The sequence below is a fragment of the Streptomyces sp. NBC_01341 genome (assembly GCF_035946055.1).
Classification (GTDB): Bacteria; Actinomycetota; Actinomycetes; order Streptomycetales; family Streptomycetaceae; genus Streptomyces.
In genome coordinates this window covers 436,934-452,669 of sequence record NZ_CP108364.1, presented here as the reverse complement: position 1 = coordinate 452,669, position 15,736 = coordinate 436,934, and the positions used below count along the sequence as shown (strand labels likewise).

Sequence of the window (15,736 nt, the reverse complement as noted above, 5' to 3'; positions counted from 1 at the left end):
GACCCCGAACCGGGCGGTGTGGTGCGGAGGCCCGGCCGTGGCGCGCGTTCGCGCTCCGTGTCCGCTCGACGCCTTCGATCCGAACCCTGAATTGAAATATGAGAGTCAAGTGTCTAGCCTCGCCTCGTCGAGATGCGGTGAGAGCAACTCGAACCCGCGGAAGTCTCCTTCGGGGGAGCCGTCCTGTCGGCACCCGGCACCTGGCGGCTCACCAGCCGACGGCGCGCCTGTGGGCGATCGCATTCGGCGTCGCTCCAGCAATTCAGCAGATCACAAGCGTGGCGGGCATCCCTTACCGGTGCCTGCCGTGAAAGGAAAGTGCCATGGACATCAAGGGATCGATCGCACTCGTGACGGGCGCCAACCGCGGCATCGGCCGCGCGTTCGCGCGCGAACTGCTCAATCGGGGCGCCGCGAAGGTCTACGCCGGCGTACGGGACCCGTCCACTGTGACGGATCCCGACCTCGTCCCCCTCCGCCTCGACGTGACCGACGAGGAGAGTGTGGCCGCTGCAGCGGCCGTCGCGGGAGACGCTTCCATCGTGATCAACAACGCGGGCATCGGCGGCGCCGGCACGCAACTGCTGGAGGGGGCCTTCGACGGCGCCCGGCAGGCGATGGACGTGAACTACTTCGGGACCTGGGCGGTGTCGCGGGCCTTCGCTCCCGTTCTGGCCCGCAACGGCGGCGGGGCCCTGGTCAACATGCTGTCGGTGGCGTCATGGGTCGGCCAGCCGCAGTTCGCCGGATACGCGGCGTCCAAGGCCGCGCAGTGGTCACTGACGGATGCACTGCGGAAGGGGTTGCGGGACCAGGGGACCCTCGTGGTCGGCGTGCATGCCGGATTCGTCGACACGGACCTCAGTGCCTGGACCGACGCACCGAAGATCAGCGCTGCGACGGTCGCCGAACTCACCATGGATGCCGTGATCCGTGGTGAGTTGGAGGTCCTGGCCGATGAGCAGACACGCGCGGCCAAGGCCGCCCTGTCGGACCCGCCCAGCCTTCCCTCGGGGCTCTGAGCCCGCGGCGCGCCTGACTCGGACACCCGGCGGCGGCCAATGGCTCCCTGCACCGCGGCGTTCGGTGCAGTGGGCGGGCGCACCGGGCGAGCCCGGTGGAGCTGCGTGATCGCGCGCCTCGGGATGCAACACGGTCGCGGTTCGACGCGTCTCGGAGGCAGCGCCCTCCTGCGCCCCGGGTCTCTCCACCCGGTACGAGTCGTGGCTGTGGGTGCCGGTGTTCAACCGGCGCCCACAGCCCGCGCTCGGCACTGTGTCTCGTCGGGGCCCGGGTTGCGGTCCCTCGCGTGGCGCTGCTCCGAACCCGCGGCGGCTCGGCCCCGTCCTCGAGCCGTGGCCCTGATGAGAGCTTCCGCGGAGCGGTGTCGTCGATACCGGCGGGAGGCGACACGTCTCAGGAGATATGTGTGCAGGCGTGTGAAGAGTCCACGCAGGTGTGCACACCCCCTCTCTTCGCCGGTGATGGCGTGAAGAGGGCGGAGCGTGCCCGACTCGGCGGCAGCCGTTCCGTGGGACTGCGGTTCCGGCGTCGCCCGCGTGCGGCGGGCACAGTTGACCGGCCGTCAGTAAGGCGGGCACAGTTGACCGGCCGTCAGTAATTCGTGCCGCGCGACAGTGTCTTCCGGATTTGAAGCGAGTGCGGGCCTCGAGCACGGCGCCCGAGACCCGCGGAGCTGTCCCCTCCGTCGACGCAAGAGGGTCGCGAACCGCGTCTACGCCCGGCGCCTGCCGCCGGCCTGTGCCGCAGCGTGGCGCAACGACCGGCCCCCTACCGCGATCCAGGCAGCGACGAGCAAGCCGTAGAGGACGGCTGCGGCCCAGCCGAACAGTTGCGAGCCGCTGCGTAGACCCACCGCGCTCGTGGCGGTGACGTAAGCGCCGAGGGGAAAGATGAACGACCACCAAGCGGGGGAGAAGGGCAGCCCCGCGCGGAACTCCCGGACCGTGAGAGCCGAGGCGAGTGCCAGCCACAGCAGTGCGAAACCCCACAACCCCACCCCGCCCACCAGCGCGAGGACTGCCGCGCCCCGTGCGTACGAAGCGGACAGCACGCTCGGCACGGCGCCGGCCAGCAGGCTCAGCCCTGTCACGGCCTGGCTCAGTGCCCCCAGGCCGATCCACACCGTGGGCACCGTCGCCCCGGTGGGCGCGGCATGGTGCACCAGACGGCTGTAGACCATGCTCAGGACGAGCAGTACGGCGAGCAGCCCCAGCCCGAACATCGCGCAGCAGCCCAGCAGCAGAGCGAGTCGCGGCTCGCCGGCGGGCGTGTGCGGGACGAGCAGCGCGCCCGTCGCGGCGGAGACCAGTGGCGGTACCACCGGCAGCAGCCAGCCGCCGAAAGCGGCGTCCGGTGCGAAGCTGTGCCTCGTGATCATCAGGTACGGCACGGTGCATGCGGTGACGCACCCGAGCAGGGTGCCGAGCGACCACAGTGCCCAGCCCACACCCAGCGCGGCCTGCGCTCCGATCACCTGCGGTCCGAGCTGAAGGGCTCCGGCGCCCACGGTGAGCAGCGCCACGGCGGGGGCGCCGAAGAACTGCACCTGCATCGGATCGGCGGCGTGCAGTCGCAGTGCTCGCTGCCGCCCGTATCCGGCGGTCAGTGCCACGAGCAGCAGGACGGCCACCACCCAGATCGCGGTGGCGCCGGTGCGCAGACCGGGAAAGCGGTGGGGCAGGGTGACCGCCGCGTTGGCGACGATCCCGGTGCCCATGACGGCCGCGAACCAACTGGGTGCGAGCGCGGGGCGTCGAACTCGTCCGTCCGTTGGACGCGGAGGAAGCCCGGAGAGCGCGGGGACCGCCGGATTCGCGCCGCCCTCGCTAGGAATGGTGCGCGTACTGCTGAGGTGGGGTGTCACGGCGTGCAACGCCTCTTTCGTGGTCTCGGGTACGCCGCTGTCGGCCGACCCAGGACAGGCACGAACCCTTCGGACGCGGGGGTGCGGCCGAGCGGGTCGGCCCACCGGCCGTTTCAGGCTAGGGCGGCGCGGCGTCCGCGCCGCATAGCGGCGTGCGCCACAACACCCTCGGATCGGGACGCGCGGGGCGTGCCCGGGGAAGGCGCCGGATTGTGCGGAGGCATCCCCGGGGCCTCCTGTCCCGCTTCTCGGCTGAGCCCGCCGGTGCGTACCTCGGGGGCCCGGCCGTACCGTGCCCCGAGGCAGCCGCTGAACGGGAGCTCAGCGGTTCCTGGAGCCGGTCGGGCGTGTGCGTCCGCGAACCGCGGGGACCGCCACTCACCGTACGTGCACGGTGTCCGGACCTCCTGATCCGGTGCTGCGAAAGCGTGCCCGGAACGCGCCCGGAGTCACCTGGAGGTTCCTCACGAACGCCCTGCGCAGCGATTCGGGGGAGCCGAACCCCGTGCGGCGGGCGATCGCGGTCATCGGATCGTCACCGGTCTCCAGCATCGCCTGTGCGGCCTCCAGCCGGATCTGTTCCACGTATCGTGCGGGTGTCGTCCCCAACTCGTCGCGGAACAACCGGGTGATGTGGCGCGCACTGATTCCGGCCCTGCGCGCCATGGCGGCCAGGGTGTGATCGGTGCCCGGGGCCTCCGCGATGGCGTCGAGGACCCGGCGGAGCGCTTCCTGGCGCGTGTGCGGTGCGCGGGCGCGGACGCTGAACTGGGACTGGCCGCCGGGTCGTTGCATGAAGACCACGAGGTCCTTGGCCACCGCCCGGGCGACTTCCGCCCCCGAGTGTTCCTCCACGACGGCCAGGGACAGGTCGATGCCGGCGCTCACTCCGGCCGAGGTGGTCACCTTGCCGTCCCGTACGAAGATCGCGTCGTGCTCGACCCGCACGCCGGGGAAAAGCTGGGCGAGCCGCAGTGAGTGGCGCCAGTGCGTGGCGGCGCGACGGCCCTCCAGCAGGCCGGCCGCGGCCAGCAGAAAGGCTCCGGTGCAGACGGAGACCGTGCGCCGGGCACGGGCGTCGAGTGTGCGCACGGCACCCAGCAGCGCCTCGTCCCTGATCATGCGGTCCCAGTCCGGGCCTCCGGGGATCACCAGCACGTCGCTGGTCCCGTGCGCGTCCGCCACCGCCGCGTCGACGCCGAGGCGGGTGCCGGCGGCGGTCCGCACCTCGTCGCCGTCGGCGGACACGATGGTCAGCCGGTAGCGTCCACCGAATTCGTTCGCCGAGGTGAACACCTCGATCGGACCGGTCACGTCCAGCAGCCGGACTCCCGGAAACACGAAGACCGTCACCAGGAGAGTGCCACCATCGGCGTGTTTGCGGTTCATCGGGAGCCTTCGTACGTGCCACACGGACGCCGTCGATGCTAGGCGTAGTGAGTTTGCAAAACAAACCGACTAGGATCGCCGGTATGACCGAAGCCCAGCCGCGCGCGTGTCCCATCACGGGGACCCTCGATCTCGTAGGAGAGCGCTGGTCGCTCCTCGTCCTGCGGGAGGTGTTCATGGGGGTCCGGCGGTACGCCGGCATCCACGCCAACACGGGAGCCCCGCGGGACGTTCTCACGAAGCGGCTGAGATCCCTGGAGGCCTCGGGGATTCTGGAGCGCCGCCGGTACCAGGACCGACCTCCTCGTTTCGAGTACCACATGACCCCTGCGGGGCAGGCCCTGGAACCCGTGCTGATCGGACTCCGCGAGTGGGGACTCCGGCACCTGGAGAACCCGCCGCCCGCACCCCGGTTCCTGCACACGTGCGGCGCCGACGTGGAGACGCGGGTCGTCTGCGCCGAGTGCGGCGACCCTTTGGAGGGAGGCGGCCTCGTGACCGTTGTGGAGGGTACGGACCGTCCCGGAACCCTTACGTGTTAACTACACCAGTCCGCTCCGGTACACCAGCAGCGCGATCTGCACCCGGTTGTTCAGATCCAGTTTGGTCAGGATGTGGGACACGTGCGCCTTGACGGTGGGGACACTCATGTAGAGCGTGGCGGCGATCGCCGCGTTCGTCATGCCCTCTCCGATGGCGACAGCGACCTCGCGCTCCCGGGCCCCCAACTGGTCGAGCAGGGCCCGGGCGGTCTCCGCGCGGGCCTGGTCCGTGCGTGGCGCGTCCGAGCCGGGCGCCGAGGGGACGGTGGTCGTCACGACGTCGATGAGCCGGCGAAGTGCGTCGGGGGAGAGCACCGCCTCACCGGCGGCCGCCCTGCGCAGCGCGGACACGATGTCCTCGGGCACCGTGTGCTTCAGCAGGAAGCCGGTCGCGCCGGCCTGCAGGGCCCGCAGGACGTAGGTGTCGGTGGTGAACGTCGTGAGCATGATGACGTCGGGCGGGTTCGCACGCGCCCGGAGCAGGCGGGTGGCCTCGATGCCGTCCATGGTGGGCATGCGGATGTCCATGAGGACCAGGTCGGGAGCGTGCGCGTCGACCAGGGCGGGGACCTCCTGGCCGTCGGATGCCTCGGCGACCACCAGGATGTCCTCCGCGGCCCCCAGCATCATGCGGAGTCCCGCACGGACCAGGGGATCGTCGTCGGCCAGGAGTACCCGGATCACACTGTCCTCCGTCATTCTCACGTGCTCCACGGCAGGCGTGCCGTGACCACGTGTGATCCCGAACCGCGCCCGTATGTCAGCTGCCCACCGGCCAGGGCGGCGCGCTCGGCCAGCCCGATGAGGCCCAGCCCGGCGCCGATGGGCGGCACGAGGGGCGGGGGGTCCGGAAGCGCATTGACCACCTCCAGACGGATTCCGCTGCCGGGCGACCCGGTGAGAACGACCCGCACGTCCTCCTGCGGGGCGTGCTTCCGGGCGTTCGTCAGGGCCTCCTGAACGATCCGGTAGACGGTGCGGCTGGTGAAATCGTCCAGCGACTGCGCCTGGGCGAGCCGCGTCTCCATGGCGATCTCCATACCGGCTGCACGGTTCTCCGATATCAGCGAGTTCAGGTCTCGGAGTGTGGGCTGGGGCGGTTCCGTTCTGACGCCGTCCGGGGTGAGCGGGGTGCGCAGTACACCGAGCACCTGCTGCAGATCCTCCATGGCCTGGCGGGCGCTGTGCGCGACCACCTCGGCCGCCTGCTTGATCTGGTCGGGCGGCGCATGCGGATTGAACACCAGTGCCCCGGCGTGCACGCTCAGGAGGGAGAGCCGGTGGGCCAGCACGTCGTGCATCTCGCGGGCGATCACCTCACGCTCGCGGCGACGGGCCTCCTCCGCGCTGAGGAGCTGCTCCCGCTCGGCTCGTGCGGCGCGTTCGCGGAGCCCTCGCACGAAGAGCCCCCAGCCGACCGATCCCGTCACCAGCAGGGTGCCCGTCACCGCGGCAGCGACATGCGAGGAGTCGAGCCTTCCCTGCGCCGCCAGACAGACCGGAATCGGCAGGAGGCCCACGGCGATCACCCGGCGTGTCGCACGCGTGTCGCAGACGGCTGCGACGGTGAACAGCGCGATCGCGGCGGCGGGAGCCACCGGGAGCAGGGTGCACAGGAGGGTCAGCGTCATCGCGACGGCCACCGGCCTGACGCGTCGCCACCACAACAACAGGCACGCCGCCACGGGCAGCAGCAGCCCGCCGAGGTCGATGGCTGACAAGCCGGGTGCGGCGGCCAGGCTGCGGCGGGCCGTGATCCGGGGATACAGCCACAGCCCTGATCGCTGTGCGTACAGGGCGCCGACCACGGTCATCGCGGCCGCGACGCCGACGGCCACCGCGTCACGCAGCAGGGTTCGCCTGTCGCGGCGCCGGGTCGTCTGATTCACAGTGATGCAACCTACGCCGTACGAGGGGACAGGAGCCACTCCTGCCGTGCCGTCCGCCGCAGACCTAGACCAAGGTATATGCGCACCCTTCGCAAGGGCCTTCCGCACCGACCGTTCCTCGACCTTCCGCCGAAGCGGGGGCCGGACGGGCATGCCCTCGCGCCCACTCAGCTTTCCTGGACAGGGGTGAATTCGCGTGCCGCGCCCTGCAGTGCGGGCCGTCGGGGGCCGCCCGACGCCACGATCGCCGACGCGGCCGGCAGGGCACGGTTTCGACGGCGGGCCAGGATCTTCGCGACGATCAGTGCCGGCACGCCCACCGCCGCGAGCGCGCCGGCGCCGGCCAGTCCGGTCGAGTGGACGAACTCGATCGCGGCCGCGCCCGCGTAGTAGCCGAGGAGCACGCTCCCCGTGCCCCACACCACCGACGCCGCGGTGCTGTAGAGAACGTAACGACGGTAGGGCATGCCCGAGAAGCCCGCCGCGTACGGCAGGAACGTACGCACGAAGCCGACGAACTTCCCGGTGAACACCGCGGCTCCACCGTGACGCCGCAGGAAGGCGGAGGTGCGGCCGCTCCGGGTGCCGCCCGAGAACGCCCGGCCCCGGCCCCGGGCGGGCCGCCGCGCGCAGCGGCGGCCCAGTGCGAAGCCGAGATGGTCGCCGGTCACGGCCCCGGCGACGACGACGACCGCCAGAAGGGGGCCGTTCAGATCCCCCCGCCCCGCGATGGCGGCGGCGATGAGCACAGCGGTCTCGCCGGGAATCAGCAGCCCGACGAAGGCACTGGTCTCGGCGGCGGTCAGGAGGAACACCACCGCGTACGACCACCATCCGGCGGCCTCGATCAAACTGTTCGGCTGCACGGCCGTCAACCCGCCTGTCGTAGCGGTACGAACGTGCGGGCAGACCGTTCCCCGGCCGCCTGCGGGAGGGGTCGTGACGGAATCGCCTGCTCCGGCGGATCCCAGGGCCCTGGTGCGGGCAGGCTCCAGAGGCTTCTCCGCTGGAGGCATCCCGCCACGAACCAGCTGCACAGCGGGACGACGGCGCCCCACACCGCAGCGAGCTCGTGGTGGGGGAGGATCAGGACGGACGAGGCGACACCGGTCAGCGCGCCCACGACGACGGCGATGCGCAGGCGTATCGCCGAGACGCAGGCGACCGCCGCCAGGGCCATCAACAGGTACCAGCCCGTGTAGACGCCCGGCAGTGCCACGTACTCGTGGAGCAGCCTCCCCTCCCGCGCCGGGAGATCCTGCATGGCGGAGGAGCCCGCGTAGACCAGCCCGGCCGCGCTGGACAGGAGCAGCGCGATCGCTGCACGGGCATACACGGACGGCCGTCGGCGGGCGAGCCACAGGAGGGTCAGCGCGACGACGGGCCAGGGCGCGACGGCGGAGATCTCGTCCATCACGCGCGCCGTGCCCGCTGGGCTGCTGTGGTGCCGGACGGGAGCTCCGTGCCGAGGGGGTCCCGGACGCGTGCCGGTCGGGGGAGCGTGATCGCGGCCATGGCGTTCCCCGACCCCCGCGGACGCCTGCCTATGGTCCGTCCGCACTCCCTGTGTACGGCGGCGACGGAACGCCGGTCCCGGAAAGCAGACTCGTACATGGAAGCCTGTGCCTGTGTGGCGTGGTTACCCACGACTGATCACCCCACTTGGTTGATGTCTCAACGATACGCTATTTGCTTGACGAGGCAAATACGTTTGTCGACATCGCTCCGCCCATCCGCGCGACTGGTTCGCCTGGTCCGGTCCGGGGGGCCGATGGTGCGCCGAGGCCGACGTGGAGCGTTGTGACGGCACTCGTGAGCGGCGCGGGCCGTCGCCTGGCGACGGGGTGGAACCTCTGCACCCGTGGCGCCTGCTCGGGGTCGCCGGGCCCCTGCGGCGTCGCTGTCGTCTCGCTAGTTGACGTGTCAATCACGTGAGGCATACTTGCAATGGCAAGTAAATGGCGTTCCGGGGCGTACGCCACCCTGGGGCCCGCAAAGGAGGAGATCATGACGGCCAGTACCTTCGAGTTCGGACTGAACTCGTTCGGAGATGTCGCCACGGACGGTGGCAGTCGTGTGCTCAGCGACGCAGAGACCGTGCGACTGCTCGTCGAGGAGGCGAAACTCGCCGAGAACTCGGGAGTGGACGTCTTCAGCTCGGGGAGCACTACAGGCCCGGGCACGTGGACAGCGCCGCACCTGTACTGCTCTCCGCCATGGCCGTGGCGACCGAACGCATACGTCTCGGAACCTCGGTGACGGTTCTGAGCACCAACGATCCTGTTCGGCTCTACCACGACTTCTCCACGCTCGACGCAGTGTCGGACGGCCGCGCACAGCTCGTGCTCGGCCGAGCCTCGGCAACGGAGTCGTTCTCACTGTTCGGCTACGACCTCGCCGACTACGAGCAGCTCTTCGAGGAGAAGCTCGAACTGTTCACGCGTCTGCAGAGGGAGGAAGCCGTCACGTGGACAGGTAACACGCGCAGCCCTCTCGTCGAGCAACTGCTTCGCCCCCGGATGCGCCCCGGTGGTATTCCCACCTGGATCGGAGTGGGCGGCAGTCCCCACTCCGTCGTCCGGGCCGGCCGCTACGGACTGCCCCTGATGCTTGCCATCATCGGCGGACGCCCCCAGCGCTTCGCCGGTCACGTCGACCTCTTCCAGAAGACGCTCAAGCAGGCCGGGCACGCCCCGCAACCGGTCGGTCAGCACTCGCTGGGACTCATCGCCGACACCGACGAAGAGGCGGCAGACACCTGGTGGACGTACTGGGAACCCGTCTCGCGGGCGCTCGCGGAGGAGCGAGGCTTCTACAGGACGACCCGTGACCGGTACGAGTCCGAGCGCAAGACCGGCGGGCTCTTCGTGGGGTCTCCGGACACTGTCGCGCGGAAGATCGCCACGGTGGCCCGCGACCTGCACCTCAGCCGTTTCGACCTCAAATACGACATCATGCACCTCCCGCTCCAGGCCCGTGCTCGCACGATCGAGCTGCTGGGACAGGAAGTGGCCCCCCGGGTGCGTGCCATTCTCAGCAAGGAGTCCGCGCATGTCTGATCTCGTTCTCGGCCTGGACACGTTCGGCGACCTGCCCGAAGACGACAACGGTGTGCCCGTCACCCATGCGAGGTCGATCCGTCAGACCGTCGAGGAAGCCGTCCTCGCGGACGACATCGGCGTCGACGTCCTCGCACTGGGTGAGCACCACCGTCCCGAGTACTCGGTGACCACGCCGGAGACCGTCCTCGCCGGAATCGCCACCCGCACCAAGCGCATCCGTCTGTCCTCCGGCGTGACCGTGCTGAGCTCCGACGACCCCGTCCGGGTGTTCCAGCGCTTCGCGACGGTCGACGCGCTCTCCGACGGGCGCGCCGAGGTCATCCTCGGCCGGGGCTCCTTCACCGAATCCTTCCCGCTGTTCGGCTACGACCTCGCCGACTACGACGTGCTCTTCGAGGAGAAGCTCGACCTCTTCGTGCAGCTGCTCCAGGAGAAGCCCGTCACGTGGAAGGGCACCGTCCGAGCCGCTCTGGACAACGTGGAGGTGTTCCCTCCGACCGAGTCCGGCCACCTGCCCACCTGGGTCGGCGTAGGCGGTTCCCCTCAGTCGGTCGTCCGCACCGCGCGGCACGGACTCCCGCTGATGCTCGCCATCATCGGCGGATCCTCCGAGCGCTTCGCCCCCTACATCGACCTGTACGAGCGGGCGGCGGCGCAGTTCGGGACCACCGCGCACCCGGTCGGGATGCACTCACCCGGTTTCGTGGCCGACACGGACGAACAGGCCCGAGAGGTGCACTGGCCCGGCTACCGCGCCATTCGCGACCGCATCGGCGCGCTCCGCGGCTGGCCCCCGCTGCGCCGTGAGGAGTACGAAGCGGAGATCGAGCACGGCTCCCTGTACATCGGCTCGCCGGAGACGGTCGCACGAAAGATCGCCAACTCGGTCCGCGGGCTCGGCGTCGGCAGGTTCGACCTCATCTACACCGCCGGATCCCAGCCGATCAGTGCCCGCCTTCGTGCCGTCGAGCTCTACGGCACCAAGGTCATCCCCATGGTCCGCGACATCCTCGCCGACTGAATTCGTGACAGGAGACGTCATGGACATCGAAAGCGTCCGCACCATCGGCATCCTCGGAGCCGGAAAAGTGGGAACCGTGCTGGCCAGACTCGCCCTGGCCGCCGGTTACCGGGTACTCGTCGCAGGGTCGGGCTCACCCGACGACATCGCTCTGACCGTCGATGTCCTGGCCACCGGCGCGGTGGCCGTCACCGCGGCGGAGGCCGCCGCCGAGGCGGACGTCGCGATCCTCGCGCTTCCTCTCGGGAAGTACAGGAGCATCCCCGGCGCGGAGCTGCGGAACAAGCTGGTCATCGACGCGATGAACTACTGGTGGGAAGTCGACGGCATACGCGACGACTTCACCGGCCCTCACGTCTCGACCAGCGAGATCGTCCAGGAGTTCCTGCCGGAGTCCCGGGTGGTCAAGGCGTTCAACCACATGGGTTACCACGATCTGGAGGACGAGGCCCGCGCCCTCGGTGAGCCGGGACGCAAGGCGATCGCCGTCGCGGGTGACGACCTCGACGACAGGGCCGTCGCCGCTCTGATCGTGAACAACCTGGGCTTCGACCCGGTCACCGCGGGCTCCCTCGCCGACGGCATCCGGCTGCAGCCGGGGACCGAGGCCTTCGGCGCCAACGTCAGCGCGGAGGAACTGCGTGCCATGGTCGACCGCTTCTCCACGGCGGAGCACGGGCAGGCCGGTCTCGGCGACGCCGAGCCCGCCGCGCGCGTGGGCAACTGACGCACCCGCTTCGCGACTCCCCTCCTTCTGGGGGGGCCGGCCGAAGTGGCGAGACCGGTGGTGCCTCGCCCCGTCGCGCAGGGTTCCGGGCGCGGGCGGGATCAACCAGCCGCGTCCGCAGCCGGTTCCGACGCCAGGGAGTGGATACGGGGTATGGGTGACGGCAGTAGCCAGAGCAGCGACAGGACTCCGCCGAGCGCGGCGACGAAGAGGGTGGCCCTCAGCCCGATGACGGTGGCCAGGACGCCGCCCACGACGGCGCCCACGGGCCGTATCCCGTAGTTGATCGTGCTGAACGCGCCGGCGGTGCGACTGCGCAGGCCGTCGGGGATCACCGTGGTCTGAAGGGCGTTGAGGTTGACGTCGAACAGCATGACTCCGACGCCGGACAGGAATTCGGAGGCGGCCAGGGCTCCGGCGCGGAGCCAGAGGGGCCCGCCCGCGGCGGCGGCGATGGCGATCGGCGCGGGGAAGGCCACCGCGCCCACGGCGATGCTGCGCCCGACGCCGATCCGTCGTGACACGCCCGGAGCGAGCAGGGCGCCGAGCAGGGAGCCCGTCGCACCGATGCCGAACGCGAGACCGATGACGCCTGCGGGCAGTCCGAGGTTCCTGCTGGCGAACAGCACGACCAGCCCGCCGCCTGCGAGGAAGGTGAAGAAGTTGACGGTCGCGGCACACCCGAGGCAGGCCCGGAGCACCGGGTGACTGACGACGAGAGCCAGTCCCTCCCTCGCCCGCCGCAGAAGTGTGGATGCCGTGCTGTCAGCCGCCACAGGAGGCCCGTCGACCGACACCCGGCCGATCAGGATCGCCGAGGCCAGAAAGGTCAGGGCGTCGACGACCAAGGTCACAGGAGCGGTGAGGATCTGGACCAGAACGCCGCCGATGGCCGGGCCGGCGACGTACGAGGCGGATCTGCTGGCGCTCAGTCTGCTGTTCGCGTCCACGTAGGACGCGCGGGGGACGAGGCTCACGAAGAACGGCGGATAGGCCGTGTTGAACAGCACTCCGGCCGCGCCCGTGAGCAGGGCGACGGCGTACAACTGAACGAGCGTCACCGCTCCCCACACGTAGGCCGCCGGGACGCTGAGCAGCACTGCGGCGCGCACCAGGTCGGCGAGGATCATCAGACGGCGTTTGCGCGGCCGGTGATCGACCCAGGCTCCCAGAAGGACTGCGAGCAGGTTCGGTGTCCAGACGAGCGCCGTCAGCCACGCGACCTGGTCGGCCGAAGCGTGCAGGGCGCCGACGGCGATCAGGGGCAGGGCCAGTTCGGTGATCCGGTCACCGAACTGTGAGACCGCGTGACCGGCCCAGAAGCGGCGGAACCGGTTATCTCGCCACAGTGATGTCGCGGCGGTCGTCTCCGGGGCGTTCACAGGGTCTGCCCGGGCTGCTCCGCCGGGCCCTCAGGCAGGACGTAGCGCAGCAGCCGTACGCCGCGCGCGTCGGCCTGCCGCTCAGCGGGGTCGCGGGTGACGTACGGCGCTAGGACGCGCTCGATCCCGTCCTCGATGGCTGCGAGTTCTTCAGCGGACACGACGAGGCGGGTGCTGGCCAGTCCGGCCGACCTGCGCCATGCCGGATCGAGTTCGGGCTCCACCTCGACGGCCCACCGGCTCGGCAGGTCCGCATGGCGCAGGAACATCTGCTGGGACAACACCCGCGCGGCCGACCGGCCCTCCTCGTCGGCCGGATCCTGGGGCGCCACGAACCGGAAGCCGCGGGCCACTGCTTCCCACCTGCGTTGTCGGCCGTCCGAGCCGCGCTCGCTGTCGCGGACCAGTCCGAAGCCGGCCAGGTGCCGCAGATGCCAGCTGGTCACCGAAGGCGTCGCTCCCACGTCGGGTGCGAGCTGCGTCGCGGTCGCAGGACCGTGCCGCCCCAGCCGGTCAAGGATCGCCAGCCGCACCGGATGCGCCAAGGCCCGCATCGCATGCGGGTCACTGATCTCGATATCGCCCAGGCGATTGGGGGAGTCCATGACGTGAGAGTGTCCTCTCGCAATATGCGAGAGTCAAGTCTCATATCGCCAGGAGTGCGCGGCCCCTGGTGCTCACGGGTGAACCGACACGGATGAGACATGTTTGCTTGACTGGACAAACACGTGTTTCATGGGTTCCGGCTTCCGGAACCGAGATCCGGGATCGGAAGGATCGGTGCGCCTCGGCCGGTCAACCGGCCGGGAAGGCCGGAACCGACACCCCAGGGCGGTGCCTCCTGGTGCCAACCGAGCACCGCCGACTGCCGACTGCCAACTGCCAAGTGGAGTTGAAGATCATGAGTTTCTCGCTGACAGACGTGGACGCCGACGATCCCATCTGGACCAAGCGTGGCGCGGTCTACGTGCCGTCGGGCCGTGGCCCGACGGTGTGGGGCGCCAATGACGTCTACACCGTCAAGATCACGGGTGAGCAGACCAAGGGGCGGCTCGGGTTCATCGAGGCGACCGTTCCCGCGGGCGGCGGCCCCGACCCGCACGCCCACACACGGGAGGACGAGTCGTTCTACCTGATCGACGGTGAACTCGAGTTCGTGGACGGCGACCACGTCTTCACCGCCGTCGCGGGAGACTTCATCTACGTGCCCGAGGGAATCCGTCACGGCTTCAAGAACCGGGGCAATCACGCGGCGAAGCTGCTGTTCATGTACACACCTGCCGGTCTCGAACAGCTGATGCTCGACAACAGCACACCGGCCCGCCCAGGAGAGACGCCGCCCCCGATCGACGACGAGATGACCGCAAGGGCGGTGCAGGTGATCCGCCAGTCGGAGACCATCTGGCTGTCGCAGCCCTGATCGGTAGTCGGCGACATTCGGGGACCCGCTGCCGTGGACCGGCTGCGGGTCCACGGCTCCTCCGGCGCACCCGCACACCAGCTCCCGCCGCGACAGCCGCACGTGCTGCGCGGCGGGTCCGCCATTTCGTGGGCCTTGGCACGTGCCCGGGCGCGGGAGCGCTCGTACGTCAATGCGCGGGTCGGGCCTCCGCGTGGATGCAGCCGCATGGGTGGCGGCGTCCCGCTGCCCGCCCGGAGGCGTGGGGCGAGCCGGGCCGTCCCCTGTGCCCCTCTCGGCATGTCTGCCCAGGTGTATTGATCACGAGCGTTGTTGGCGCGGGGGTCTTGGTCAAAGGCGAAGACCTCCGGTGTGGTGGAGCTCTCCAGGAACACACCACACGGAGGTCGTCGTGTCCCACCGTATTGCCTGGCTGACGGTCTTCGGGAAGCGTCTGCTGGTCGAACGTGTCGAGTCAGGCCGTCCGGTCGCCCATGTCGCTGCCGAGATGGGCATTTCGCAGGCGACCGCCCATAATGGGTCCGGCGGTGGCGGGCCGAGGGCGAGGCGGGCCTGGCCGACCGCTCCAGCAGGCCGTTGACAACGCCGCACCTCACTCCGGCCGCGCTCGAGGACCGCGTCTGCGAGCTGCACCGGTCCCGCAAGCTCGGACCCGCGCGGATCGGCCCGGTCCTCGGCCTGCCGAAATCCACGGCGGAGAAAGTCGCGACCTGCGCAGCCTTCCTGACCAGGGCGGCCGCGTTCTTCGCCGATCTGGGGATCACCCGGGCCAAAGCGCGTCCTGACGGACAATGCGTGGTCCTACCGCAAGGGCCGGCACGAGAACGATGAGGCCCTCGCTCACCGCAGGCCGGGACGGGGCACCGCTGTCCTCACGGTCGCGCAGCGGCTTCCCAAGCGGCGGTGACACACCCTTCCTCCCAGTGCCACCACTCCTTCGTCTCGCCGTGCTCCAGCAACTCGCGGATTTTCAGCAGGTCTGCCTGCGGCGGGACATCCAAGGCCACCATCCTGAACCGCTCGATGCCTTCGCCCGTCGTGCCGAGGCGATGGAAAACCTCCAGCACGCTCTGCCGGGCGGCGGCAGAGCCGTCGTCTTTCAGCACGATGAGCCGGATGGTGCAGTTCTGTGAAGGCAGCACCGTTTCCCCGGCCCAGAGAACACCATCATCGTCCGGTTGAACCCTGATGATGTCTCCGCTGGCGACTCCGCGGACGAACCAGGGAGTGTTGTCCAGCCGCACCGTGCCGTCGCCGAGGTCCACAGCCCACAGGCCCTCGACACTCGCCGGCGGCCAGCCGTCCTCGTCCATGTCCATGCGGAAATGGACCTTCACGTGGTCGTCAATGATGTTCGTCACCGAGCCATCATCCACTTCGCGTCCACCAGACCGGACCGCGGAGCACGGGGGTGCGT

At 70.0% G+C, this 15,736-nt stretch carries 16 protein-coding genes and 1 pseudogene; 8 read left to right on the top strand and 9 right to left on the bottom strand.

Annotation, left to right across the window (positions count from 1 at the left end; translation table 11 throughout):
• The first annotated feature begins 323 nt into the window (after positions 1–323).
• Entirely contained in the window at positions 324–1,022 is a 699-nt protein-coding gene (locus OG206_RS01870; RefSeq protein WP_327111463.1) for an SDR family oxidoreductase, read from the top strand.
• 713 nt (positions 1,023–1,735) lie between these two features.
• Here the strand turns inward: OG206_RS01870 and OG206_RS01865 are convergent.
• A complete protein-coding gene (locus OG206_RS01865; protein WP_327111461.1) occupies positions 1,736–2,887 on the bottom strand; it encodes a TDT family transporter in 1,152 nt (383 codons plus the stop codon).
• A 378-nt stretch (positions 2,888–3,265) separates the two neighbouring features.
• Positions 3,266–4,276, bottom strand: a complete 1,011-nt coding sequence (locus OG206_RS01860) for a GlxA family transcriptional regulator (RefSeq protein ID WP_327111459.1) — start codon at positions 4,274–4,276, stop codon at positions 3,266–3,268.
• Between the two features lie 83 nt (positions 4,277–4,359).
• On the opposite strand from OG206_RS01860, the gene OG206_RS01855 reads away from it, so the two are divergent.
• Positions 4,360–4,818, top strand: coding sequence for a winged helix-turn-helix transcriptional regulator (locus tag OG206_RS01855; protein WP_327111457.1), 459 nt, complete (start codon positions 4,360–4,362; stop codon positions 4,816–4,818).
• Here the strand turns inward: OG206_RS01855 and OG206_RS01850 are convergent, their stop codons facing one another.
• The 4 genes from OG206_RS01850 to OG206_RS01835 all read right to left on the bottom strand — a co-directional run bounded on the left by OG206_RS01850 (position 4,819) and on the right by OG206_RS01835 (position 8,121).
• Complete coding sequence (locus OG206_RS01850) at positions 4,819–5,517, bottom strand: response regulator transcription factor (protein ID WP_327111455.1); 699 nt, start codon at positions 5,515–5,517, stop codon at positions 4,819–4,821.
• 2 nt (positions 5,518–5,519) lie between these two features.
• A complete protein-coding gene (locus OG206_RS01845) occupies positions 5,520–6,707 on the bottom strand; it encodes a sensor histidine kinase (protein WP_327111453.1) in 1,188 nt (395 codons plus the stop codon).
• A gap of 167 nt (positions 6,708–6,874) precedes the next feature.
• Positions 6,875–7,573: a DedA family protein gene (locus OG206_RS01840; RefSeq protein ID WP_327111451.1), complete on the bottom strand. Its 699-nt coding sequence runs from the start codon at positions 7,571–7,573 to the stop codon at positions 6,875–6,877.
• Positions 7,574–7,578: 5 nt separating this feature from the next.
• A complete protein-coding gene (locus OG206_RS01835; RefSeq protein ID WP_327111449.1) occupies positions 7,579–8,121 on the bottom strand; it encodes a hypothetical protein in 543 nt (180 codons plus the stop codon).
• A gap of 593 nt (positions 8,122–8,714) precedes the next feature.
• Here OG206_RS01835 and OG206_RS01830 point away from each other — a divergent pair.
• Genes OG206_RS01830 through OG206_RS01815 form a run of 4 tightly spaced genes read left to right on the top strand, consistent with a single transcriptional unit; the run spans position 8,715 to position 11,517 of the window.
• Positions 8,715–8,966, top strand: coding sequence for a hypothetical protein (locus OG206_RS01830; RefSeq protein ID WP_327122466.1), 252 nt, complete (start codon positions 8,715–8,717; stop codon positions 8,964–8,966).
• On the top strand, positions 8,891–9,766 hold the full coding sequence (locus tag OG206_RS01825; protein WP_327111447.1) for an LLM class flavin-dependent oxidoreductase: 876 nt from the start codon (positions 8,891–8,893) through the stop codon (positions 9,764–9,766). The genes OG206_RS01830 and OG206_RS01825 overlap by 76 nt, the downstream gene beginning before the upstream one ends.
• On the top strand, positions 9,759–10,790 hold the full coding sequence (locus OG206_RS01820) for an LLM class flavin-dependent oxidoreductase (protein ID WP_327111445.1): 1,032 nt from the start codon (positions 9,759–9,761) through the stop codon (positions 10,788–10,790). Before OG206_RS01825 ends, OG206_RS01820 begins: the two co-directional genes overlap by 8 nt.
• Before the next feature lie 19 nt (positions 10,791–10,809).
• The gene (locus OG206_RS01815) at positions 10,810–11,517 is read left to right on the top strand and encodes an NADPH-dependent F420 reductase (RefSeq protein ID WP_327111443.1); all 708 of its coding nucleotides are present in this window, start codon (positions 10,810–10,812) and stop codon (positions 11,515–11,517) included.
• 101 nt (positions 11,518–11,618) lie between these two features.
• Here the strand turns inward: OG206_RS01815 and OG206_RS01810 are convergent, their stop codons facing one another.
• On the bottom strand, positions 11,619–12,899 hold the full coding sequence (locus OG206_RS01810; RefSeq protein WP_327111441.1) for an MFS transporter: 1,281 nt from the start codon (positions 12,897–12,899) through the stop codon (positions 11,619–11,621).
• Complete coding sequence (locus tag OG206_RS01805) at positions 12,896–13,504, bottom strand: ArsR/SmtB family transcription factor (RefSeq protein ID WP_327111439.1); 609 nt, start codon at positions 13,502–13,504, stop codon at positions 12,896–12,898. The genes OG206_RS01810 and OG206_RS01805 overlap by 4 nt, the downstream gene beginning before the upstream one ends.
• A 296-nt stretch (positions 13,505–13,800) precedes the next feature.
• Between OG206_RS01805 and OG206_RS01800 the strand changes: the two genes are divergently transcribed.
• Together OG206_RS01800 and OG206_RS01795 are read left to right on the top strand one after the other, a co-directional pair.
• On the top strand, positions 13,801–14,319 hold the full coding sequence (locus OG206_RS01800; protein WP_327111437.1) for a cupin domain-containing protein: 519 nt from the start codon (positions 13,801–13,803) through the stop codon (positions 14,317–14,319).
• 391 nt (positions 14,320–14,710) lie between these two features.
• Positions 14,711–15,030 (top strand): annotated as a pseudogene (locus OG206_RS01795) (helix-turn-helix domain-containing protein); the annotation flags it as partial.
• Positions 15,031–15,191: 161 nt separating this feature from the next.
• On the opposite strand, the gene OG206_RS01790 reads toward OG206_RS01795, so the two are convergent.
• Entirely contained in the window at positions 15,192–15,680 is a 489-nt protein-coding gene (locus OG206_RS01790; RefSeq protein ID WP_327111435.1) for a DUF4265 domain-containing protein, read from the bottom strand.
• Positions 15,681–15,736: the final 56 nt, after the last annotated feature.